The following is a 20,855-nucleotide window of genomic DNA, read 5'->3' on the forward strand; positions in this document are numbered from 1 at the left end:
GTTGATAGGTCGCTGTGTCGGTAAACGGTAACCCGGCGGAAAAATTTAGCAGCGCCGCAACAAATCGCTCAAGCAGCTGACAACGCCTGCCGCAGGGTCGTTCCACCGATGATGCGCGCCAGCTTGTCGGCGTACATGGGATCGGTGGCATAGCCGGCCTGTTGCAGGGAACGCGCAAACTGCACACCATCCTGCTGTCCGATGGCGCCTGAAAAGCGAGGATTGCTGGTCAGGAGTTGTGCATAGTCGTGAAACGCCTCGGCATACGAGCCATAGGCACGGAACTTTGCACGTACCGCTTGCGCCACGCCATTGACAAACTCCGTGGTCTGCACTTCGACGGTCGGTCCCGACCAGTTGCGCCCGGCCTTGATGCCAAATACATTGTGGCTTGGCGAACCTTCGGCAGTACGCAGTTCGCGCCTGCCCCAACCACTCTCGAGGGCTGACTGGGCAATCAGGAAATGCGCCGGTACTCCCGTACGGGCCGATGCTTCGACAGCATGCGGCCAGACACGGTCGACAAACTCGCGCCCACGCGGCACCCCAGCGCTGTCTTTGCCGCCCTCGACGGTGGACAGACTGGTCGGCCGCTGCACACCGGGAAAACGCCGGTCAACCGCAGGAAACCGGTTCGCGTACTGCGCCAGCAGCGACTGCTGCAGCGTATCGAGCGGGGCATCCGACGTGGTCGCGGTCGTCGTCGCCGCTGCCGCCGGCATCTGGCGCGCCAACTGCTTTTCGACCAGCCCGGCGAAGCCCAAGGGAAGCTTGGCCGCCAGGTCCTGCGCCATTTGCTGGTCGCCGATGGCGGTGAAAAAACGGCTCTGCTCGCTATCCAGCAGACCACCGGCAGACGTCGCATCACGCATGCTCTTGAGCATCAGATGCAGGAGCATGCCCTCGAACTGTTGCGCAGCCTGCTTCGCTCCGGCCTGCGGGTCTTGACGCAGTCTGACACGCAGGTCCGCCCCGACTGCCGGGTCGAGAATCAGGCGCTGGGCAGCAAGGTCGGTGGCTTTCATCACGTGAACGTATCGATTCGGCTGGAAAACGGCTCAGATGATCTCGAGTTCGGCACGCAACGCACCGGCGGCCTTCATCGACTGCAGGATGGACAGCAGGTCCTGCGGTCCGGCACCGAGGGCATTGATCGCTTTCACCACCTCTGCAAGATTGACGCCCGGCTTGAGTTGGATCAGCGAACCGCCCCCCTGCTTGATGTCGACCTCGCTCTGCGTCGTGGTGACCGTCTGGCCGGCTGCCAGCGGGTTGGGCTGACTGACCTTCTGCTCGGTGTTGATGATCACCGACAGGTTGCCATGCGCCACCGCACATGAGTCCAGGGTGACCGTCTGGTTCATGACCACCGACCCCGTGCGCGGATTGATGATCACTTTGGCCACGGTCTTGCTCGGCCGAACGTCGAGGTTCTCGACTCGTCCGAGAAATGCGACCCGGCTATTTGCTTCCTCGGGCGCGAATACACGAATCACCCGCCCGTCGACCGCCTGCGCCGTGCCCGGACCGATCTCGCGATTGATCGCCTCGACCACCCGCTGTGTCGTGCCGAAATCGGTGATCCCCAGTTCGTAGTGAACAAACGGCCCCTGCCCGAGGGCTGTCGGCACCTCGCGCTCGACCGTCGCACCACCGACCACACGACCGGCGAGCAGATGGTTGACCACCAGCTTGCTGCCGCCCGACGCAGCGCCCGCACCGCCCACCAGCAGATTCCCCTGTGCCTGCGCGTAGATCTGGCCATCGGCGCCCTTCAGTGGTGTCATCACCAGCGTCCCGCCACGCAGACTCTTGGCGTTACCCATCGACGATACGGTAATGTCGATCTGTTGCCCGATTCTCGCAAATGGTGGCAGATTGGCGGTGACCATCACCGCGGCAACGTTCTTGAGCTGCAGCGATTGAGCCGTCGTCACCGTGGTCCCGAGTTGCGCCAGCATGTTGATGATGCTTTGCGAGGTAAAGGGCGTCTGCGTTGTCTGGTCTCCGCTGCCGTCCAGTCCGACGACCAGACCATAGCCGACCAGTTGATTGTTGCGCACCCCCTGCAACGACGCCAGATCCTTGATGCGCTCGGCGGACGCCGGCTCGCTGACGAGCAGGAGTGCCACGCCGGCAAGAATTGCCGCCTGACGCAACCAACGGGTGGCTTGCCGGTCGATACTGCGGATCATCACCTGTCTCCTCAGAATGGCAGGACGGTCAGGAAGAAGCGCGCCAGCCAGCCCATGACCTCGGCTTCACTGATTGCACCACTTTCCTTGTACTCGATGCGGGCATCCGCCACCTGTGACGAGGCAATGGTGTTGGATGCGTTGACGAAATAGGGATTGACGATGCCCGAAAGACGGATGTACTCCTGCCCATGACCGATCGCCACCTGCTTCTCTCCGGAGACCAGCAGGTTGCCATTGGGCAGCACCTCGATGACCGTCACCGTGATGGTACCGGTAAACACGTTGTTGGCAGCCGCATCGCCCTTGCCGCTGGCAACATTGCTGCTGTTTGCCTTCAGCTCGGTCAGCGTCTTGCCGGGCAGGTTGAGATTCGGCCCAACCGACGCATTGATGCTGCCGGTCTTGGACACGTTGTTGTTCGACTTGGTGGCTGCCGAGGTATTCTCGGTAATCGTGACGGTGATCGTGTCGCCGACGTAACGCGCGCGCCGATCCTCGAAGAGGGTTCGCGAAGCCCCCGCCTGGTAGATGCTCCCGGTCGACGCCAGACTGGCTGCCAGCAATTCGGGACGCGGTTGAGGGCGCGCGGTCATTGGTTGGTGGACGTTGGTTGGCGGAACCGTGGTACACCCACCAACCAGCAGCGAGACCACAATGAACCGGAGGCTCTGTTGCCTAAGCATCTACCACCTCTTATAACTGCGTCAGCCGCGCCAGCATCTGGTCCGAGGTCGACACCACCTTGGAGTTGAGTTCGTAGGCGCGCTGTGTCTGGATCATCAGCACCAGTTCCTGCGCCACATTGACGTTCGATGCCTCGACGTAGTTCTGCACCACCACCCCTGAGCCATTGGTGCCGGGGGTATTGGGAGTCGGGGTGCCACTCGAGGCGGTCTCCAGGTAGAGGTTCTCACCGACGCTCTGCAGACCGCCGTTGTTGATGAAAGTGGCCACCTGGATGGTGCCGATCTGCACCGTGGCCGGCGAATTCGGTTGCGTGATGCTGACCACACCATCGGTGCCAACCGTAATCGTCAGGGCATTCTGAGGAATGGTGATCGCTGGCTGCAAAGGATAGCCATTGGCAGTGACGATCTGTCCCTGGTTATCCTTCTGGAACGACCCGTCGCGCGTGTACGCGGTCGTCCCATCAGGCAGCAACACCTGAAAAAAGCCGGCCCCGTCGATTGCCATGTCCAGGCTGTTGCCGGTCTGCTGCAGTGAGCCTTGGGTAAAGATACGCCCGGTGGACACCGGCGTCGTTCCAAGACCGATCTGCAGACCATCCGGTATCTGGGTGGTCTGCGACGACTGTGCCCCCGGTTGGCGCAGGGTCTGATAGAGCAGATCGGCAAAAATGCCGCGCGCCTGTTTGAAGCCGTTGGTACTGACGTTGGCCAGATTGTTGGCAATGATGTCGATCTGCACCTGTTGCGCAGTAAGGCCGGTGCTGGCGGTCCATAGGGAACGGATCATCGGTGTCCTATCAACGGTTGATGGCGAGCAACTGGTCTGCAGACCTTGCGTTGGCATCGGCCGTCTGCAGCATCTTGATTTGCATCTCGAACTGGCGCGCCAGGCTGATCATCCGGACCATGGCATCAACCGGATTGACGTTACTTCCCTCGAGAGCCTCCGGTACCAGCTTGACGTTTTCGTCGGAAATCCCCGGAATGCCGCTGGTAACGCGGAACAACCCGTCGTCACCCCGTACCAGATCGTTTTCTGGCGGATTGACCAGCTTGATGCGCCCCACCACGTTGGCACTGTTGAGCGCTCCGGCGCCGGGACGGGGAACGCTCGAAACCGTTCCGTCCGGAGCAATCGTGATGTTGCTATCTGGCGGCAGAGAGATGGGCCCGCCTTCGCCCAGGACATTGAAGCCCGAAGTGGTCTGCAATATCCCGTTGGCGTCAGTCTTCAGGTTGCCGGCACGTGTATACGCCTCTGTCCCATCCGCTGTCTGGACGGCAATCCACCCGGCACCCTGAAGGGCAACGTCGAGCGGGCGGCCGGTCGCGATGACCGCACCTTGTTCGAAGATATTGGCCACCGACGCGTCGACCGTGAAGGCGCGCGTCGGTTGCCCGACACCCACTACCGGCACGGCACGCAACCTGTGCTCCATGGCACGATAACCGGTGGTGGTGGCGTTGGCGAGATTCTGCGCCACGCCGGCCTGCTGCAGAAAAATCTGCTTGGCACCGCTCATGGCAGTGTAGATCAGACGATCCATGCAACCTCCACTGGTCCGGGCCCGACCAATCAGCGCAGATTGATCAGGGTCTGCATGATCTGATCTTGCGTCTTGATCGTCTGCGCGTTCGCCTGATAGTTGCGCTGCGCAGTAATCATGGAAACCAGTTCATTCGTCAGGTCGACGTTGGAGTCCTCAACTGCAGCCGACTGGATCACGCCACGACTGCCCGAGGCGGGCGCACCGATCAGTTCCGGGCCAGAGATCGAAGTCGCACTCCACTGGTTGTTGCCGAGGTTGAGCAGTCCATTGGGGTCGGCAAAGGTGGCCAGTACCAATTGCCCCATGGCTCGTGTCTGACCATTGCTGTAGCGTCCCTGCATGATGCCGTCGCTCAGCACGCCAACGCCGACCAGACTGCCAGTGGCATAGCCGCCCTGGGTCAGGCGATCGACACTCGAAGCACTGCCATACTGCGTCGTACCCGTGTAGTCGATGAGCCCGGGGGACCAGGGAGTCGCAGCGCCGCTGCTCAGAGGCCACGACGGCAGCGTGTGTGTCGGCGCCGAGCTCAAGGCTCCCGACGTATCAAAGACCAGATTGCCACCGGGAACGAGTTGCGGCGCCGCGCCATCGAGGGTGGCCCAGACCGTCCACTCGCCGCCGACCGGGGGGGTCGGTGCATTCAGCACGTAATAGGTCGTGAGATTGTGCGAAACACCCAGAGTGTCAAAAACCGTCAGCGCGGTCGAAAAATTATAAGTCGACGGGTTCGCATAGTCGAAAGGCTGCAATGCGGGAACAGTGTCCCGCGAGTCGAGATTGAGCACCGCACTGATGTCCCCAGACAGCGGATCGCTTGTCGCGCGTGGTGGAATCTGGCTCGCCGAGAGCTGCAGTTCGATCGGATTCGCCGGGGTGATCGTCCCGGTCACGCTCACCGGGTAACCCGTCAGGCGCAGCCTTTGATCGTTGATGACGTAACCCTGGTTGTCGATATGGAACTGGCCGTTGCGCGTGTAGCTGATCGCTCCATCGTCGCTCATGCGAAAGAAGCCGCCGCCATTCACCGCCAGATCGAGGGCATTGTCGGTGGTCGTCAGATTGCCCTGGGTAAACTGTTGCTGAATCCCCGAAACAGCCACCCCGATGCCGATCTGTGATGCACCGACGATACCCAGCGACGCGGCGAAGACATCCGAGAAATTTGTGTTGGCGCGCTTGAAGCCGACCGTGCTGGCATTGGCCACATTATTGCCGATCACATCAAGCGACGCGGCCGCAGCATCCAGACCACTCAAGCCTTGTTGGAAACTCATTCTTGCTCCTGATCGTTCTAGAGAATCTGTTCAACCTGCGCGAAGTCGACCCGTCCGATACCGGCCAGCTCGAGTGCAAAGCCTCCCTCGCGTCTTACCAGAGCAGACACCGTGCCAAGCTGTAGCACCTCGCTTAACACCTTGTCACTGCCACGTACCGCATTCACCGTAAAACGGTAGTTGCCCGGCGGCATGACCTGTCCGGCATCGTTCCTGCCATCCCAGACGAAGCTGAAGCTGCCCGCATCGCGTGCACCGAGATCCTGGCTCTGAACGATGCTGCCGGTAGCGTCGAGAACCTTCACCGTCACCCGGTCTGCCGGTCCGGCAAGACTCACCCCACCAGCAGCGCTGCCATTCGCCAGCGCCAGGCGCGAACCCGGCACGAGCACATTCTTGCCGATCAGACCAGTGGCCTGCATCGCTTGCGTCTCGTTGTAGGTGCCAAGCAGAGACTCGAGTGTCGTGTTGAGCTTCTCGATGCCGGTTACCGTGCTGATCTGTGAAACCTGTGTGGTTACTGCCGCATTGTCGAGAGGGTTGAGCGGGTCCTGGTTCTTCAACTGGGTGACCAGCAGCTTGAGAAAGCGATTCTGGACTTCCTCACTGGTCGACGCAGAAGCACTGGATGCGCCCTTGGCCTGCGCATTGAGCGCAGCGAAGGCCTCGCTGGCGGAATTGCCGGATTGCACACTTGCCATGACTTGCTCCTTGGATATCGGGTTGTGCCTGACCGATCCTATTCTATTGGCCGATGGTCAGCGTCTTGAGCAGCAACTGCTTGGCGGTGTTCATCACCTCGGCGTTGGTCTGGTAAGAGCGTGCCGCCGAGATCATGTTGGTCATTTCCTCAGCAACATCCACGTTCGGCATCGCGACGTAGCCTCGCTCGTCGGCCACAGGATTACGTGGGTCATACACCATGCGCCCGGGAGCACGATCCTCGACCACCTGCGTCACCCGCACACCTTGAGCAGCCGCACTCCCCATCGGTGTCGCCGCAAACACCACCTGTTTGGCGCGATACGGCTTACCGTCAGGACCGATGATGCTATCTGCATTGGCCAGATTGCTGGCGACCGCGTTGAGGCGCAGCGACTGCGCGGTCAGCGCACTGCCGGCAATGTGAAAAGTATTGAACAGACTCACGCCTATTGGCCCTGCAGCGCCGTGATCATGGTCCTGATCTTGCTGTTGATGAAGGTCAGACCAGCCTCATACTGGAATGCATTCTCGGCGAACCGGGAACGTTCGACATCCATGTCAACCGTATTGCCATCAGCACTTGGCTGGATTGGCTGGCGGTAGAGCAGACGGACCTGGCTGGAGCCCGCAGCTCCCCCCAGATGTCGGGGAGAGGTGATGGCCAGCAACAGGCTTCCCTCGCGTCGACCACTCAGGACATTTTCCAGCGCAGCGGCAAACTCGAAATCACGCGCCTTGTAGTTCGGGGTGTCGGCATTGGCAATGTTTCCTGCCAGCACCTGCTGCCGATTCGCCCGTAGGGTAAGCGCCTGTTGTTGAAGCAGGAAGTTGCTGTCAAGCTTGCTCGGCACCGGGATCTCCGCCAACGATTGGTTACCCTGAGCAGAAGCAAGCATCATGCCATGGCATGAGCACTCGCCCAATTGAACCAGCGGCACCCCCGACCGGCCACCAACCACCGGCAGTTGCCGTATTGCCGGCAAATATTGCCGCTAGCGGGGAACAGGCGCGAAGCAGCCGGCCATCCCTTACGCGGCGTCGACGGATTGAGGCAAAATGAGGGCATGAACACAAACACCGTCACCCAGCCCTGGCGCCCGCGAGCGAAACCTCCCGCCATGCTGTTTGTCTTGCTGCTGTCCCTGACGAGCGGTGCAGCACGCGCACAGACATCCTTGTCGGAAGCCATTGACGACTATCTGCGCCAGCAGACACAGGGTTTGCCGGGCAAGGTGAGTTACACCATTGGTCAACTCGATCAATACGCCAGGCTGACCCCCTGCAACAACTTCGCGCCCTTTCTCCCGGCCGGAAGCCGGCTCTGGGGAAACACGACGCTCGGCATACGTTGCCTCGGTCCGACCAGATGGTCGGTCTATGTGCCGGTCCAGATCAAGGTCATGGGAAACTACCTGGTCACTGCCCGGTCGCTTGCAGCGGGCCAGGTCGTGACTCCAACCGACGTATCTACGCAGCACGGCGATCTCGGCTCACTACCGGCCAGCGCTCTCACCGACCTGTCCCAGGCACTCGGCAGAACGGTGCGCAACGGTATCGCGTCGGGCCAGCCGCTACGCGGTGAGCAGTTGACTGCAGCCTGGGTGGTACAGCAAGGGCAAAGTGTCAAACTGTTATCGGCCGGAGCAGGTTTCATTGTAAGCAACGAAGGAAAGGCGCTCAACAACGCCGCACAGGGTCAGGTCGTGCAGGTCAGGACAGCCTCCGGGCAAGTGGTCAGTGGTCTGGCCCGCACGGGTGGGGTGGTCGAAGTCTCGTATTGAGCGAACAGCCCCTCTGGATTCTTGAAAAAGTGCTAAAGTTTGAATGCTGTTCGCCGATACCAGGATTGAGTACAACCGTTCAAAGGGCACGACCGTGAAGATCGAGAGCACAAGCAGCACCGCAGGCACTGTCGGTGCAACCCGTAATCGCTCTGCCGGCGCCCAGCCCGTGGCAAGCGCTGCGGCAGAAGTTCATCTGAGTCCGCTCGCAACACAATTGCAGGCACCTGATGATACCGGGGCTTTCGATGCCGGACGCGTTTCGGAGATCAAGCAGGCCATCGCGGAAGGCCGCTTCACGATCAATGCCGGAGCCATTGCCGACCACCTGATCGCTTCGGCGAACGAGCTCGTCGCGTTACGCAACAAGAGCTGACTCACCCACGCCGGACACTGCTGTTCATGACACAGCTCCTGCCACTGATCGAAGCCGAGATCGCCACCGTGCGATCCTTTGTCGAGCTGCTCGAACAGGAACAGCAGATGCTGATTGACGGCAGCGTCGATCAAATGATGGAATTGCTGCCCAGGAAGAACCTCCTTGGCACACGCCTGACCGAGTTCGCCGACCAGCGTAGTCAGGTGCTTGCAGCGGCAGGCTTGAGCGCCGATCGGGTTGGTCTCGACGCCTGGTTTGCATCGCACACCGAGGAAACCGGGACCCGCACTGCCTGGTCCGTCCTGCTTTCCCTTGCCAGGCAGGCCCGCGAACTCAATCGGGTCAACGGCGAAGTGATCGAGCTTCGCATGCAGCACAACTCGCAGGCACTCGACGTCTTGCTCGGCACCACCGGAGCGCTCGGTCTTTACGGTCCCGACGGACAGGGCATCCCGGCCAGCGGTCGCCGCATCAGCGACCGCGCCTAGCCTGGCCGGTTTCGCCTAACGCGTGCTTCCCCGCGGAGCACCCCCCGGAACCACCGTTTGCGCCTGCAATTCAAGCTCGGTCCCTTTTTCCGGAATCTCCGAATCGATCAGAATGGTCACCCGACGATTGCGCGCCCGGCCATCGGCCAGCACATTGGGTTCGACCGGGCGAGTATCGGCATAGCCAATGGCGGTCAAGCGTTCGGCGGCAATGCCGGCGTCGGCAAACAAACGCAGGACCGTCGTCGCACGGACCGCGGAGAGCTCCCAGTTGGAAGGGAACTGAGCGGTACTGATCGGCACGTTGTCGGTGTGTCCCTCGATCGTGATCGGAAAATCCGAGGCCACCAGTACCTCGGCGACCGATTGCATGGCTTTGGCCAACGGCGGCTGCAGCAAGGCCTGACCCGGTGAAAAGAGGATGCTGTCGTTGATCTCGATGCTTACGCCACGGCTCGTTTCGAGCACCCGCACCTTGCCCTGCTCGATCAGCGGCGCCATCACCTCGAGAATGTTCTTGGCGACATTCCGCATCTTGTCACGCTCCTTCTGGCGTACCGGTTCGGATGATTTGCTCGACAGGTTCGTTTTCGCGGCTGCGGGAGTCGGGATCACCGTCGGCGTCTGCCCCACGCTATTGACCGTCACGTTGCGAAAAGCGCTGATCATCGAGTTGCTCAAAATGCGGTATTTGCCCTCATTCACCGAAGAAAGCGCATACATCACGACAAAGAAAGCGAACAGGAGGGTGATGAAATCAGCATAAGACACGAGCCAGCGTTCGTGATTGTCGCGCTCCTCTTCGTGTTTGCGTCGTGCCATCGGGCTAGAAGATGTAACCGCGCAGACGGCTCTCGATAATCCTGGGGTTATCACCGTTGGCGATACCCACCAAGCCATCGACGATCATTTCCCGCTGCACGATCAAGCGATTGATGTGTGTCTTGAGTTTGCTGGCAACCGGCAGGTAGACCAGATTGGCCAGGCCAACGCCATAGATCGTTGCCACGAAGGCGACGGCAATGCCGGCACCGAGCTTCGAAGGGTCGGACAAATTCTCCATCACATGAATCAGTCCCAACACGGCGCCAAGGATCCCGATCGTCGGTGAGTAACCACCGGCTGCCTCCCAGATGCGTGCGGCCAGCTTCATTTCCTGTTCAAAGGTGTTGATCTCGACCTCCATCACTTCGCGCAGCCTTTCCGGCTCAGCACCGTCGACCAGCAGTTGCAGGCCCTTGCGAATGAACTCGTCCTTCAATTGACTGACGATCGCATCCAGTGCCAGCAAACCCTCGCGCCGCGAAACCTGGCTCCAGCTCGATACCTGCTGAATCAACTGGGGATGATTGACCACTGGGGGATACCAGATCCACTTCACCATGCGCATGCCGCGCAGAAAGGTGGCGTAGGGGCTCTGCAACATGACCGCACCCAGCGTGCCACCAACAACGATCAGCAGGGCGGTTGGCTGTGCCAGTGATCCGAGATGCCCGCCTTCGAGGATTTGACCGCCGACGATCGCCAGGAGACCGACCAGCAACCCGATGATGCTCGTTCTATCCATGCCGCCCGATCTTCGGCACCTGCCTGTCGGTGCATTCGAACAAGCGGGCACGCAGTCTCATCACTGCCTGACTGTGCAACTGGCAGACACGCGATTCGGAGACACCGATGACCTCGCCGATTTCACGCAAATTCAGGTCCTGCTCGTAATAAAGTGCCATCATCAGCCGTTCGCGCTCCGGCAACGACTCGATGGCCTGTACCAGTCTTTGCCGCAGATTCTCGTCCTCAAACAGCCTGGCAGGGTCTGCTGCTTCATCCACCAGATGACGTTCGAGAAAATCTTCGCCGCGCTCGGTGACCATGTCCTCGAGATAGACGAGTTGATGCCCGCGAACCTCCTGCAACATCTCCTGGTAGTCGGCAAGAACCATGCCCAAAGAATCGGCAAGCTCGGTTTCCGTTGGTGCGCGACCACATTCCTGCTCCAGTTGCGCGATGGCAGCTTCGATACGCCGACAGTTCCGTCGCACGCTGCGCGGTAACCAGTCGTTGTCGCGCAGCCCGTCAAGCATTGCCCCGCGCACGCGCTGCGCCGCATAGACCTCAAATTGAGCACCAATCCCCGCCTCAAAACGGCCGATTGCGTCCAGCAGGCCAAGCATGCCGTTCTGTACCAGATCGTCGACCTGCACGCTCGCCGGCAGACGAGCGACCAAGTGACAGGCGATGCGCTTGACCAGCGGAGCGAAGCGCTGGATCAGCTGATCTTTGTTGAGCTGACCAGCAGCGTTATACATGCGTCGTGGAGGAGCTATCAGGCGTAGATAGCCGTCGGATTCATTCGTTGGCTCAAGTTTAGCAGCAGTTGGACAAAATGTTGGAGGCCTCCAGAATCAGTGTGGTCCACCGGCCAGTTCAACAAGTCGTCAGCGACCTGCTGATAGGCTCTGGCAGCCGGTGACTCGGGAAACAACGCGGTGACCGGTTGGCACAGCCGTGCCGCCTGACGCAGATATTCATCGAACGGAACATGCCCCGCGTAATCGAGACGCGCCAGCCCGCGGTTATCACTCACGCGCGCCATGTTGTCATGGATGGCCCGTGCCTCGCCGCCACCGTGCGCCTTGTTCACGAGGATGCGGAACTGCTTGCGCGCGTACCCCAGACTCACTTTCTTGATCAGGATGTAGGCCTCGGTAATCGCCTGCACATCCGGCGAGACGACGATTACCGTTTCCTGCGCCGCGAGGCCCAGCGGGGAAAAACCCAGTGGATGGTCGAGCGAGGCATCGACCAGTACAACGTCAGGCTGGGGGACAATCTCCGCTAGGCAGGTGAGCAGAACGCGTTGCTCGGCAGCGCTCAACCGGGCCAGATGTCTGACCACCGTGGCCGCCGGCAGAATCCGGATACGCGGCGCGACCGCCACCAGCACCTCGGAAATCGGCTTCTCCCGGGTAATTGCCTGCTGCAGATCATGTGCGGCAAAGGCTCCGTGGTAGGCGGCGATGCCATCCTCAGCATGTTCGTCGACCACCAGCACTTCCCTGTCGACGCGAGCCAGCGCCGCAGCGAGATTGGCCACCGACGCACTCTTGCCGACACCGATGCTGCCTGCGGCAAAGGTGATGATCCGCAACTGTGGGCGCCCCAGCAGGCGGCGCAATCCGGCCGCCTGATCGCCACGAAAATCAGCCACGTTGGCCTCCTGCGGCGAGCACGCCGGCAGCGGCGCTGGCCATCATCAAACCGGGCTCAACACCCGCCAGACGATGTGGCGAGAGTTCAGGCAGGTCCCTGAAGGCGCGATGCAACAGGTAGGCGCGATTCGGCAAATGAAGATCTTCGGGCACCCGCTGCCCATTCGAAACATAGTACAGGCGCAATCCATGCCGAATGATCACGTCAAGCGAAGAAGCCAGACTCGCTGCCTCATCGACCTTGGTCAGCACGCAGCCAGCGACCTCCAGACCACCATAGGCACGCACGACATCGTCCAGGTTATCGCCGCGACCGGTCGCTGACAGCAGCAGCAGGGACTTGACATGGCTGTCGCCAAACATTGCCACCTGCTCACTGACCAAGCGATCTCGCTGGCTCATCCCCATGGTGTCGATCAACACCATGTGCGTATGCTGCAGGTCGCGCAGCGTCGCCCGCAGGTCCCTCGCATCACGCGCCAGGTGCACCGGCACACCCAGGATGCGGCCATAGATCCGCAACTGTTCGTGCGCCCCGATGCGGTAACCATCGGTCGTCACCAGGGCCAGCTTTCTCGCTCCATGCCGGAGGACGCAGCGGGCCGCCAGCTTGGCCGTGGTGGTCGTCTTGCCGACGCCGGTCGGCCCCACCAGAGCATAGATACCACCCTGATCGACGATGTCGGTCTCGCTGTCGATGGTCATCATGTCGCGCTCGGCGCGGCTCCTGACCCACGTCAATGCCTGTCCGACGTCCAGATGGCGCGGCAGGTCGGCGAGCAGTTCACGCGCAAACTGCGGCGAAAAGCCGGCATCGAGCATTTGGCGCAGCATCTCCGTCTTCACCGGCTCGGCCCGCGCCGATTCACCCCAGGCGAAACCCGCGAGCTGCTGCTCGACGATCCTGCGCAGGCAGCGAATCTCCTCCATCACCACGGCAGGAACCACTTCCGCCTCGCCTTTCGCCGTGTTCCCGTCCGGCCGTCGGGAAACTTCACATTGCGGCATCGAACGTGCCGCAAGCGGCGGTAGCGGACGAGTCGGGCGGACATCGGGCTGCCCACTGTCGGGTCCTGCCGGCCGTCCCCCTGCGCTCTCGGCACCCGCGACCGACTCTGGCGACGGACCAACAGCCGATGCGCCGACGTGTTCCAAGCCGTACGTCCGGCTCGCTTCGCGCGGTGGCGGCACGATCATCTCCATGTCCCGAGCGGCGACCGCCATGATCTCGACGCCTCCGGGAATTCCGCGATTGGATAGAATGATCGCGTCCGGTCCGAGCGTCTCCCTGACCTTGCGCAAAGCGTCGCGCGCTGTCGCCGCAATGAATTTCCTGACATTCATGCTCTCTGCCCGATAATGGAAGTCACTTTGATGATGCGGTTCTCGGGCACCTCGGCGTGTGCCAGAACCTTCAACTGCGGAACGCTGCGGCGCAGAAAGCGCGACAGCAAGGTGCGCAGGGCGCCCGAAACCAGCAAGACCACCGGCAAACCTGCCTCTTCCTGCCGCTGTGCCGCGGCAACCGTCTCCCGCACCAGGGTGTCCGCCAGACCCGGTTCGATCCCGACGCTGTCGCCGCCACCGCCAACCGCCTGTTGCAGCAGACGCTCAAGCTGGGGATCGAGCGAGATTACCGGCATTTCGACGCCCCCGGGGAAGAGCTCCTGGACGATCGACCGGCCGAGTGCGATGCGCACCTGCGCCGACAACACCTCCGCATCCTGCGAGCGTGGCGCGCCGTCCGCCAGAGTTTCGATGATGGTTCGCTTGTCGCGCAACGATACGCCCTCTTCCAGCAGATTGCGCAAGACCTTCTGCACCGTTCCGAGCGACAGTGCCTTGGGCACCACATCCTCAACCAGTTTCGGGATTTCCTTCGCCAGGTGATCGAGCAGGGCCTGCACCTCCTGCCGGCCAAGCAGTTCGGCCGCATGCGAGAGGATCAGATGATTGAGGTGGGTCGCAACCACGGTGCTCGGGTCAACCACCGTGTAGCCAAACGCTTGCGCCTGCTCGCGTGCGGCCGCATTGATCCACACCGCAGGGAGGCCGAACGCCGGATCCTTCGTTGCGGTGCCCGACACCTGCCCTGCCACCCGTCCCGGATTGATCGCCAACAGGCTACCCGGAAAGGCTTCTCCCTCGCCGATCTCGACGCCTTTGAGGAGAATCTTATAGGCGTTGGGTTTCAGCTCAAGGTTGTCGCGTATGTGCACCGGCGAGACGAGAAATCCCACATCCTGCGCGAATTTCTTGCGAATACCGCGGATGCGGCGCAATAATTCGCCGTCCTGCGCCTTATCGACCAAGGGAATCAAGCGATAACCGACCTCCAGACCAAGCACGTCGAGTGGCGTCACATCGGCCCAGCTAGCCTCCTGCACATCGCGCGTCACCGCCGGCGCAACGGCGACAGGCTGCGGCCGCGCCGTCGTCTGATGCTTGTCCAGCCGCCAAGCAGCAACCGCCAGGCCACCAGCCAGTAACAGGAAAACGAAATTCGGCATTCCCGGAATCAGCCCGAGCAAGCCGATGATCCCCGCCGTCAGCCAGAGCAACTTCGGGTTGCTGAAAAGTTGTGCAGCGAACTGCTGCGAAACATCCTGCTCGTCGCCGACTCGCGTCACCACCATACCAGCGGCGATCGATACGATCAGTGCCGGAATCTGGGCCACCAGACCATCACCAATCGTCAGTAGAGTGTAGGTTCGCGCAGCCGTTCCGATGTCGAGGCCGTGCTGGAAGACGCCGACGAAAAGACCACCGACAACGTTGATCAGCATGATCAGGATGCCGGCCACCGCATCGCCGCGAACAAACTTCGAAGCACCGTCCATCGAGCCGAAGAAGTCCGCCTCCTGAGCGATTGTCGAGCGCCGCTTGCGCGCCTCGTCCTCACCGATCAGGCCTGCGTTGAGATCGGCGTCGATTGCCATCTGCTTGCCGGGCATGGCATCAAGTGTAAACCGCGCGGCCACCTCGGCAACCCGTCCGGCACCCTTGGTAATGACCACGAAATTGATGATCACCAGGATCGTGAAAACCACCAGTCCGACTCCGTAGTTACCGCCGACCAGAAAGTGCCCGAAGGCTTCGATGACCTGCCCGGCAGCGGCCGGACCGGTATGCCCTTCGAGCAGGACTACCCGTGTCGAGGCAACGTTCAGGGACAGTCGGAGCAGGGTCGTAACCAACAGCACCGTCGGGAACACCGAGAAATCAAGTGGCTTCATCACGCTCATGGCGACCAGCATGACGATCACCGAGATGGCGATATTAAAAGTAAAGAACAGGTCGAGCAGGAAAGGCGGTAGCGGCAACACCATCATTGCCAGGATCAGCAGAATCAGCAACGGCCCGGCCAGTTGCCGCTGGCCAAAGCGCACGAAGAGGTCCTGCAGCGCGATGCTGGGATCAGCCATGCAGTGCCTCCGGGACAAGCGCCGACGGCACCGCGATCTCACGTGGCGGCAGCGGATACTCGCCACCACTCTTGCGCCAGGTGTTCAACTGATAGATGTAGGCCAGCACCTCGGCGACGGCCGCGTAAAGCGTCGAAGGGATTTCCTGATCGAGATTGACATGGCGATAGAGCGCGCGCGCCAGAGGCGCCGCCTCGACCATGGGAATCGCGCCGGCAGCGCCCAACTCGCGTATCTTCAGAGCGATCTCGCCAACGCCCTTGGCCAGAACCTTCGGTGCCGCCATGCCTTTGGTATAGGCCAGGGCCACTGCGTAATGCGTCGGGTTGGTGATTATCACGTCAGCCGTGGGCACCGCGGCCATCATTCGCTTGCGCGCTGCGTCACGTTGTAGTTGGCGGATACGACCCTTGATTTCTGGATTGCCCTCAAGCTCCTTGCCTTCCTGCTTCACTTCCTGACGACTCATCTTCAGCTTGTCGTGGTACTGCCAGAGCTGGAAAGGCACATCGACCGCCACGATCACCAGCATCGCCGAAACGATCACGAAAAAGCTGAAATTGAGCAGATGACCGGCACTCGATAGACCACCGGGCACCGATTGGGCAAACATGGCGAGCAGTTCACCGCGCTCGTTCCACAGGACCCATGCAGCAATGCCGCCAAGCAAGAAGGCCTTGGCCACCGCCTTGAGCAGTTCGACCAGCCCGGCCCAGGAAACCAGACGGGCGATTCCGGCGAGAGGATCGAGACGACTCGGATCAGGCTGCAGAGCCTTGGTCGAGAAATTCCAGCTGCCCAGAAAGAAGGGCGAGAGCAGGGCGGCAAGGACCAGTGCGCCAAACAGCGGGGCGAAAATCAACATGGCGTCGGCTGAAATGTCGGCCAGACGAAGCAGGATCAGCGACGGATCGCGTGTCAGTTCGGGCTCGACCACCAATCCACGCCGAAACAACGCCGACACCCGATCTACCATCCAGGGTCCCAGCAGCATGAACGCGACAGCGGCAACGATCATGACCAGGAACGCGCCGACCTCCCGCGAGCGCGGCACCTGCCCCTCCTCGCGTGCCTGTTCCAGGCGTCGCGCTGACGCAGGCTCGGTTCGTTCGAGGTCAGTTTCCTCTGCCATTTCGAGTTTCCAGGTTACTCAAGCCTATTATAAAAAAATAGTTGTTAGAATAAAGAGCTATGTCCGTTTATTTAGATTGATTCTCGAATAGTTGCACAGGAACAACAATTGTCGTAGCGCTACAAATAAAAAGGGGGCCATAGCCCCCCTGTACAACGGCCCTGCTTGTGCGGACGCCTAAACCATGAATTCGAGCGCCCGTGCCGGCGGACTGCGCAGATCGCGCTCGGCATGCGCCGCGAGATCGGTCAGCAATTCCTTCATGTCCAGAATCAAGACGATCTGACCGTTGGACAAGGTCGTTACGCCAGCCACTCCCCGCGGACGAAAGTCGTCGAGCGCCTTGATCACTGCGTCATCGCGTCCGGCAAAGTCATCAACCGCGAGGATGAAGCTCCGCTCGGCGGTCTGCATCAGGACACCGAACTCGGGCTGCCGAAGCTGCGGCCAGCCGAGCAGACGCGAGAGCGCGATCACGGGCAGAATCTCGCCGCGCACGACCAATGTCTCCTTGCCCCCCACCTCCTGCATCCTGGCGTGGTCGATCGGCAGGATCTCGCGCACCAGCGACAGCGGCAAGGCAAAGGGTTGTTCGCCCAGCCGCACCAGCAGAACGGGGAGAATGGCCAGCGTCAGGGGTAGCGAGATGACGAACACCGATCCCTTGCCCGGTTCCGAACGGATCTCGATCGAACCATTGAGCTTCTGGATGTTGGTCTTCACGACATCCATTCCGACACCGCGGCCGGACACCGCCGAAGCCCGGGACATCGTCGAAAATCCCGGAAGAAAGATCAGATTCAGGCTCTGCCGGTCATCCAGCGTATTCGCTTCTTCTTCGCTGATGATGTGTTTCTCTATCGCCTTGGCACGGATACGTTCGGGACTCATCCCCCGCCCGTCGTCGGCAATCATCAATACGATGTGATCACCCTCCTGACGCGCTTCGAGGCGAACCACGCTTTTCGCCGGCTTGCCGGCCGCCAGACGCTCCTGCGCCGGCTCGACACCATGGTCTACGGCATTCCTGATCAGATGAATCAGTGGATCGGCCAGGTCCTCGATCATCGTCTTGTCGACCTCGGTTTCCTCGCCAACCAGCGCCAATTCGACATCCTTCCCGAGCTGCCTGGCCAGATCACGGGCGATACGCGGGTACTTCTGGAACAAGCGGCCAATCGGCTGCATGCGCGTCTTCATCACCGAATTCTGCAGATCGGAAACCAGCAGGTCGAGCTGGCTGACCGCCTGGTCGAGTGCCTGCAGGGTCTCCGAATCAGTTCGACCGCCAAGAATGTCGGCCCGCAGACTGGTCAACCGGTTCTTGGTCAGCCCGATCTCGCCAGACAGGTTGAGCACCTGATCGAGCCGTGCGGTGTCCACCCGGATCGTCGTTTCGCGGGTGGCAGCTCGTTCCTCGCCACGTCGTCCAGACGGCACACCACTGACCGCCGCGCCCGGTTTGTCGGTGATGCGACGCCCTTCCGGCGGGAAATGCGGTTGCAGCGCGGCGAGGTCGACCTCGCCAACCGTGGTGTTCTTGCTCGGCGTTCCGGTCGGTGCGGCGACCGCCAGCGAACCGGCACTCTGACCAGTCACGGCGGCGTGCAGCGCCTGCCAATCCGGACCGGCCGCGGGTAACGTCGCAGAGTCTTTGGCCAGCGTGGCCTGGCCACCGGCCGCACATGTTGCCCCCGGCTTGGCGCCGTCGCCACCGACCAGTGCGGTTTGCAGATCGGCAATGATCTCGGCAGCTGCCGGGCCTGGTTGGAGACCTTGCCCGATCTCGCCAAACATGTGACGAACTCCCTGGGTGGCAGCCATGATGGTATCCATCAGGTCGGGACTCAGTTTTCTTTCACCGTTTCTCAGCTTGTCGAAAAGATTTTCAGTCAGATGGCAAAGCTTGACCAGCTCCCCGGCGTTGAGAAAGCCTGCCCCACCCTTGATTGTGTGAAAGCCACGGAAGATGTCGTTGAGCAGGCGCCGATCGTCGGGACTCCGCTCAAGATCAACGAGCTTGTTGTCGACATCCGACAGGAGATCGCCAGCCTCCTGCAGAAAATCCTGCAGCAGGTCTTCCATCCCGGAAAAATCGCTCATCCTGAACCTCCTAGAATCCCAGACTGCCCAGCAACTCGTCGACCTGCTGCTGCGAGGCAACGACATCGTTGCGCCCGGCAGCATTGATTACCGGCCCGTTGAGCAGGCTCATCACCGAATCGGTTCGCCGTTCGCCAGGCAGGGTTTCGATAAGCACGCCCATCAACTGGGACTCCAGGTCCTGCGCCACCTGGATGATCCGCTTGATCACCTGACCGGTGAGATCCTGGAAATCCTGCGCCATCATGATCTCGAGCAGTTGCGCCTTGGTCGCCCCGGTATTCTCTGGCACAGCCTGCTTGAGGAAGGAACGCGTCTCCTCGGCCAAGTTCTTGAACTCGTCCACTCCCATCCGATTGGCGAAAAGCGCATCCCACTTCGCCGCCAGCGCTGCCGAACCAGCCTCGAGTTGCTCCTGCAGGGGATTGGCAATATCCGTCGCATTGAGCACCCGACAGGCAGCCTGCTCGGTCAGGGTAGCCACGTAGTTGAGCCGATCCTTGGCATCCGGGATCGCGCTGACGGTACTTTCGAGCAGTTCGTGGTAACCCAGCTGACCGAGCGTGTCGTGCAACTGCCTGGTCATCTGGCCAACGCGGTGGAACACCCGATCCTGAACCTGCCACGCTTCACCACCCGCCACAGGATCGGCAACAGGCCGCCCGTTACTGGCTTGGGCAGCAATGACGGAGTCGAACAGGGCCTGCAACTCGGCGCTATCATCGGCACCGTCGCCTTCACGCAATTGTTGCAGGAGCGACGGCTTGGCCGTTTGTCCTGCAACTGGCACTTCTGCCGCTGCCACCACCGGTGGACGAGAGGATGAGATTCCCGAGGCAATGCTGTCGAACAGTGCTTCAAGTTCCTTCGAGTCACCAGACCTATCCGCATCGCTCATCTCAGCCACCCATCTTGTCGAAAATCTTCTGCAGCTTCTCGGCCAGCGTCGCTGCCGTGAAAGGTTTGACGATATAGCCACTGGCCCCGGCCTGCGCCGCGGCAATGATGTTCTCCTTCTTGGCCTCGGCCGTGATCATCATCACCGGCAGGTGTTTGAGTGTCGGCGAACTGCGAATCGCCTGCAGCAACTGCAGGCCATCCATGTTCGGCATGTTCCAATCGGTGACGACGAACTCGAACGCTCCGTTCTGCAGTTTCTGCAAGGCAACCGCCCCATCCTCGGCTTCATCGACGTTGGCGAACCCCAGTTCCTTGAGCAGATTTCTGACGATGCGGCGCATCGTCGAGAAATCGTCCACCACCAAAATCCTCATCTTTGGATCAGCCATGTCTTGCTCCTGTTTTCTCTCAGCGCTCAAGCAGCGGACGCAGGGTGTCGGCCAGCACCTCGGCGTCAAACTTGGCGACGTAGGCATCCACCCCGACTGTCTTGCCCATGGCATGATTCGCCTGCGATGAAAGCGATGAGTGCATGACCACCGGTATACCGGCGAAGCGAGCATCGCTCTTGATGCTTCGGGTCAGGACGTAGCCATCCATTTCCGGCATTTCCGCATCAACCAGAATCAGTCGGATCTCCTCGCGCAGCGGCATGCCGGTCTGACCGGCACGCGTCGCAATCGCCTGCAAGCGGCTCCAGGCCTCTGCGCCATTGGTGGCGTGCTTGTGCTTGACGCCCAGCTTGTCCAGGACCTCGGTGATCTTGCGTCGGGCGACAACCGAGTCATCGGCAAAGAAGATGCTCAAATCATGGTCAATGTTGGCTGGGGGAATATCGACGATCACCGCCTCGCCAAAGGCGTTGGCCAGAATCTGTTCGACGTCGAGAATGGACACCAGCTTGCCGTCTTCGAGTTCGGTAACCGCCGTGATCAGACCCTGATTGGTGGACAGCACACTTTCCGGCGCCTTCACCTTCTCCCAGTCGACCCGGATGATCCGGTCAACCTCGTGCACCA

At 61.0% G+C, this 20,855-nt stretch carries 23 protein-coding genes; 3 read left to right on the forward strand and 20 right to left on the reverse strand.

Annotated elements, in window-relative coordinates; translation table 11 throughout:
* Nucleotides 1–68: 68 nt before the first annotated feature.
* Genes flgJ through flgB form a run of 9 tightly spaced genes read right to left on the reverse strand, consistent with a single transcriptional unit; the run spans nucleotide 69 to nucleotide 7,270 of the window.
* Complete coding sequence (flgJ, locus tag JNK99_RS03220; protein WP_291848533.1) at nucleotides 69–1,025, reverse strand: flagellar assembly peptidoglycan hydrolase FlgJ; 957 nt, start codon at nucleotides 1,023–1,025, stop codon at nucleotides 69–71.
* Nucleotides 1,026–1,058: 33 nt separating this feature from the next.
* Nucleotides 1,059–2,195: a flagellar basal body P-ring protein FlgI gene (locus JNK99_RS03225; RefSeq protein ID WP_291848536.1), complete on the reverse strand. Its 1,137-nt coding sequence runs from the start codon at nucleotides 2,193–2,195 to the stop codon at nucleotides 1,059–1,061.
* 11 nt (nucleotides 2,196–2,206) lie between these two features.
* Nucleotides 2,207–2,881 carry a flagellar basal body L-ring protein FlgH gene (locus JNK99_RS03230; protein ID WP_291848539.1) on the reverse strand — a complete coding sequence of 225 codons (675 nt, stop codon included), beginning with the start codon at nucleotides 2,879–2,881 and terminating at the stop codon, nucleotides 2,207–2,209.
* Nucleotides 2,882–2,891: 10 nt separating this feature from the next.
* Nucleotides 2,892–3,674 carry a flagellar basal-body rod protein FlgG gene (flgG, locus tag JNK99_RS03235; protein ID WP_291848542.1) on the reverse strand — a complete coding sequence of 261 codons (783 nt, stop codon included), beginning with the start codon at nucleotides 3,672–3,674 and terminating at the stop codon, nucleotides 2,892–2,894.
* A gap of 10 nt (nucleotides 3,675–3,684) precedes the next feature.
* Nucleotides 3,685–4,434, reverse strand: a complete 750-nt coding sequence (locus tag JNK99_RS03240; protein WP_291848545.1) for a flagellar basal body rod protein FlgF — start codon at nucleotides 4,432–4,434, stop codon at nucleotides 3,685–3,687.
* Between the two features lie 29 nt (nucleotides 4,435–4,463).
* The gene (gene flgE, locus JNK99_RS03245; RefSeq protein WP_291848548.1) at nucleotides 4,464–5,714 is read right to left on the reverse strand and encodes a flagellar hook protein FlgE; all 1,251 of its coding nucleotides are present in this window, start codon (nucleotides 5,712–5,714) and stop codon (nucleotides 4,464–4,466) included.
* A 17-nt stretch (nucleotides 5,715–5,731) separates the two neighbouring features.
* The gene (locus tag JNK99_RS03250) at nucleotides 5,732–6,415 is read right to left on the reverse strand and encodes a flagellar hook assembly protein FlgD (RefSeq protein ID WP_291848551.1); all 684 of its coding nucleotides are present in this window, start codon (nucleotides 6,413–6,415) and stop codon (nucleotides 5,732–5,734) included.
* A 43-nt stretch (nucleotides 6,416–6,458) separates the two neighbouring features.
* A complete protein-coding gene (gene flgC / locus JNK99_RS03255) occupies nucleotides 6,459–6,863 on the reverse strand; it encodes a flagellar basal body rod protein FlgC (protein WP_291848554.1) in 405 nt (134 codons plus the stop codon).
* Between the two features lie 2 nt (nucleotides 6,864–6,865).
* The gene (gene flgB / locus JNK99_RS03260) at nucleotides 6,866–7,270 is read right to left on the reverse strand and encodes a flagellar basal body rod protein FlgB (RefSeq protein WP_291848557.1); all 405 of its coding nucleotides are present in this window, start codon (nucleotides 7,268–7,270) and stop codon (nucleotides 6,866–6,868) included.
* A gap of 213 nt (nucleotides 7,271–7,483) precedes the next feature.
* On the opposite strand from flgB, the gene flgA reads away from it, so the two are divergent.
* From flgA to JNK99_RS03275, 3 genes are read left to right on the forward strand one after another with little or no spacing between them, the layout of a single operon-like run.
* Complete coding sequence (flgA, locus tag JNK99_RS03265; RefSeq protein WP_291848560.1) at nucleotides 7,484–8,200, forward strand: flagellar basal body P-ring formation chaperone FlgA; 717 nt, start codon at nucleotides 7,484–7,486, stop codon at nucleotides 8,198–8,200.
* A 43-nt stretch (nucleotides 8,201–8,243) separates the two neighbouring features.
* Nucleotides 8,244–8,576, forward strand: coding sequence for a flagellar biosynthesis anti-sigma factor FlgM (flgM, locus tag JNK99_RS03270; protein WP_291848562.1), 333 nt, complete (start codon nucleotides 8,244–8,246; stop codon nucleotides 8,574–8,576).
* A gap of 26 nt (nucleotides 8,577–8,602) precedes the next feature.
* Nucleotides 8,603–9,067: a flagella synthesis protein FlgN gene (locus tag JNK99_RS03275; RefSeq protein WP_291848565.1), complete on the forward strand. Its 465-nt coding sequence runs from the start codon at nucleotides 8,603–8,605 to the stop codon at nucleotides 9,065–9,067.
* Between the two features lie 15 nt (nucleotides 9,068–9,082).
* Here the strand turns inward: JNK99_RS03275 and motD are convergent, their stop codons facing one another.
* From motD to JNK99_RS03330, 11 genes are all read right to left on the reverse strand, one after another.
* Nucleotides 9,083–9,889, reverse strand: a complete 807-nt coding sequence (gene motD, locus JNK99_RS03280) for a flagellar motor protein MotD (RefSeq protein WP_291848567.1) — start codon at nucleotides 9,887–9,889, stop codon at nucleotides 9,083–9,085.
* A gap of 4 nt (nucleotides 9,890–9,893) precedes the next feature.
* Nucleotides 9,894–10,634, reverse strand: coding sequence for a flagellar motor protein (locus JNK99_RS03285; protein ID WP_291848570.1), 741 nt, complete (start codon nucleotides 10,632–10,634; stop codon nucleotides 9,894–9,896).
* The gene (locus tag JNK99_RS03290) at nucleotides 10,627–11,373 is read right to left on the reverse strand and encodes an RNA polymerase sigma factor FliA (RefSeq protein WP_291848573.1); all 747 of its coding nucleotides are present in this window, start codon (nucleotides 11,371–11,373) and stop codon (nucleotides 10,627–10,629) included. The genes JNK99_RS03285 and JNK99_RS03290 overlap by 8 nt, the downstream gene beginning before the upstream one ends.
* Before the next feature lie 17 nt (nucleotides 11,374–11,390).
* On the reverse strand, nucleotides 11,391–12,275 hold the full coding sequence (locus tag JNK99_RS03295) for an AAA family ATPase (protein WP_291848576.1): 885 nt from the start codon (nucleotides 12,273–12,275) through the stop codon (nucleotides 11,391–11,393).
* Nucleotides 12,268–13,620, reverse strand: coding sequence for a flagellar biosynthesis protein FlhF (gene flhF / locus JNK99_RS03300; RefSeq protein ID WP_291848579.1), 1,353 nt, complete (start codon nucleotides 13,618–13,620; stop codon nucleotides 12,268–12,270). Before flhF ends, JNK99_RS03295 begins: the two co-directional genes overlap by 8 nt.
* Nucleotides 13,617–15,701, reverse strand: coding sequence for a flagellar biosynthesis protein FlhA (gene flhA / locus JNK99_RS03305; RefSeq protein WP_291848581.1), 2,085 nt, complete (start codon nucleotides 15,699–15,701; stop codon nucleotides 13,617–13,619). Before flhA ends, flhF begins: the two co-directional genes overlap by 4 nt.
* Nucleotides 15,694–16,833: a flagellar biosynthesis protein FlhB gene (gene flhB, locus JNK99_RS03310; protein WP_291848584.1), complete on the reverse strand. Its 1,140-nt coding sequence runs from the start codon at nucleotides 16,831–16,833 to the stop codon at nucleotides 15,694–15,696. Before flhB ends, flhA begins: the two co-directional genes overlap by 8 nt.
* A 177-nt stretch (nucleotides 16,834–17,010) precedes the next feature.
* Nucleotides 17,011–18,936 carry a chemotaxis protein CheA gene (locus JNK99_RS03315; protein WP_291848587.1) on the reverse strand — a complete coding sequence of 642 codons (1,926 nt, stop codon included), beginning with the start codon at nucleotides 18,934–18,936 and terminating at the stop codon, nucleotides 17,011–17,013.
* Between the two features lie 10 nt (nucleotides 18,937–18,946).
* Entirely contained in the window at nucleotides 18,947–19,834 is an 888-nt protein-coding gene (gene cheZ, locus JNK99_RS03320; RefSeq protein ID WP_291848590.1) for a protein phosphatase CheZ, read from the reverse strand.
* Between the two features lies 1 nt (nucleotide 19,835).
* On the reverse strand, nucleotides 19,836–20,225 hold the full coding sequence (cheY, locus tag JNK99_RS03325) for a chemotaxis response regulator CheY (protein WP_291848593.1): 390 nt from the start codon (nucleotides 20,223–20,225) through the stop codon (nucleotides 19,836–19,838).
* Between the two features lie 19 nt (nucleotides 20,226–20,244).
* Nucleotides 20,245–20,855, reverse strand: a 611-nt coding sequence (locus JNK99_RS03330; protein WP_291848595.1) for a chemotaxis protein CheV, incomplete at its 5' end; no start/stop codon positions are given.

This window comes from Accumulibacter sp. (genome assembly GCF_016789985.1).
GTDB lineage: Bacteria > Pseudomonadota > Gammaproteobacteria > Burkholderiales > Rhodocyclaceae > Accumulibacter.